Source organism: Caballeronia sp. LZ029 (genome assembly GCF_031451275.1).
GTDB lineage: Bacteria > Pseudomonadota > Gammaproteobacteria > Burkholderiales > Burkholderiaceae > Caballeronia > Caballeronia jiangsuensis.
The window spans coordinates 1-2,036 of record NZ_JARUXO010000127.1; the positions used below are offsets into that span (position 1 = coordinate 1).

2 protein-coding genes are annotated in these 2,036 nt (G+C 60.0%); both read right to left on the reverse strand.

Translation table 11 applies throughout. The features are described 5' to 3' along the window. Nucleotides 1-169 precede the first annotated feature (169 nt). On the reverse strand, nucleotides 170-1,750 hold the full coding sequence (tnpC, locus tag QCE73_RS39250) for an IS66 family transposase (protein WP_309886186.1): 1,581 nt from the start codon (nucleotides 1,748-1,750) through the stop codon (nucleotides 170-172). A gap of 30 nt (nucleotides 1,751-1,780) precedes the next feature. Further along, nucleotides 1,781-2,036: IS66 family insertion sequence element accessory protein TnpB (tnpB, locus tag QCE73_RS39255; RefSeq protein WP_309886188.1), on the reverse strand; the 256-nt coding region annotated here is incomplete at its 5' end.

Sequence of the window (2,036 nt, forward strand, 5' to 3'; positions counted from 1 at the left end):
GTGTTCGATGCCTGCGCCAACGGTCAGCAGTTAAAGTGTCTGACTGTGATCGACGAATACACTCGTGAATGCCTGGCCATCGATGTGGCGGGGTCAATTGTAAGCGATCCACGAACGACGCCGCTCAGAGTAAGGTGGTAGAGCGCGTGATGCGTGATAGAGAAGTGGATCAGCGGAGATCTGCGGGCATCTTCCAGGGAAGCAGCGCGTCGTAGTCGTCGACGGTCTTCGCCAGAGGAAGGCACTGGAATAACCAGTGGAGGTAACGATAGGGATCGATGCCGCCGGCTTTGCACGTTTCGATCAGGCTGTAGAGGTTTGCACTTGCGTTTGCCCCCGCAACCGTGTCGCTAAAAAGCCAGGAACGGCGTCCAACGACGAAGGGGCGAATCGCGTTCTCACAAGGGTTGTTCGAGATAGGCCAACTGCCGTTCTCGACATAGCGGATCAGCTTCGGCCACTGCTCGCGTAGATAGGTCAGCGCCTTTCCAAGCAGACTTTTTGGCACGATGCCGGGCGACTGCGCGAGCGCCAAGGCGTAGATGGCGTCGAGGATGCGCGTGCTATATCGCCGTCGCAATCGCTGTCGTCGCTCAGGCTTCCATTTCTTAGAGCGGGCCTCCGCAGCGAACAGCTTGCCGATCAGCGTGATGAAGCGTGTCGCGAGCAGATCGGGGGAACGCGCGACTTTCGGCACGTTGTCCTCCGCTTTGATGAAGTACCGCCTCAGGTGCGCCCAACATCCGAGGTGCACGAGGTCGTAGCGTTGAGCGATGTCCTTGTAGGGCTCGTAGCCGTCAGTTACTAGAACCGCGCCCTTGCGGATGCCCGTGAACAGCTTGTCGGCCAGCTTGGCGCCGCGTCCAGGTGTATAGCTGAAGCAGCGGATAGGGACGCCCGAGCCGGTCATCTGCGCCCAGAGGTAGCTCTTCGTTTGTGGTTTTCTCCCTTTCTCTTTCAGTACCTGGAACGTTGTTTCGTCGCAGTAGATCAGCTCTGCCTCGAGCAACGCATCGCGCATCAAGTTGATCACGGGCTGGGTCGCGAGGCCAACGCGAACCATGCTGGCGGCGATCGTGTTCGACGAGATGTCACCGCCGAAGCGACACAGCAAACCAGCCTGACGATACAGCGGCATGCCGAACTGATACTTGCCGGTGGCGATCCATGCAAGCGCCGATTCGCTGAACAGTCCGCGCGCGATGATGCGCGGCGGCGCCGGCGTGACCTTGATGCCGAGGTCACAGCAAGGGCACGCATATTTGACGCGCTGGTGTTGGATCACCCGAAGCTGCTCGGGGATCACATCGAGCTGCTCACTGATCTCCGCGCCTATCTCGACGAGCGCGTGCCCATCGTTCGTGCAGAAGCGTTCAGCTTCGGGCAGTTCGTGTCGCACGACCTCGCGCGGCAGATTCGGATCTAGCGGCTTGCGATGACCGCGCTTCTTGCGCTTGTGCGCGGCGACCGTCGTCTCCGGCGTGTCTTCCTGCGCGGGCGCGCTGTTCGCGCCGAGCGCCTCGGCTTCGTTGAACAAGCTAGGTTGATCAGAATCTCGTGCTTCACTCTTGGCGCCGAACAGTTCGCGACGGTAGGCTCGGAGGCGCTCCTCGGCGAGATCGCGCTCGGCCGTCACGAGCCGCAAAGCGCCGCGTAATGCCTCCTGTTCTTCTCGCAATGCACGCGCAGCATCGCGCTCGGCAAGCAACGCCTTCAGTTCCTCGGCGGTGATCGTGACGTTGATCGGCATGGCGGTTAGACCTGCACGCCGCCTCACTGTTCAGCTCACGCGATGATATTCCTGCTTCGGATGCCGTCGAATCGCGGTGATGTCATCGCCGTCGAGTAGCGCGTGCAGCACGTTGGTGGTCATCGTCACGATCTCAGCCTTGTTGTCGGGCCAGATGAAGTGGCTTCTCTCCAATCGCTTTATGAGGAGCCAGAAACCACTGCCATCCCAGCCAAGGATTTTTATCCGATCGCGACGCCGGTTTCCGAAGATGTATAGCGAAGTGTCCATCGGATTCAGGCGCATC

What these genes read in the sequence shown, in the direction of transcription:
- tnpC (WP_309886186.1), bottom strand. Translation starts at nt 1,750, where the DNA reads ATGCCGATCAACGTCACGATCACCGCCGAGGAACTGAAGGCGTTGCTT.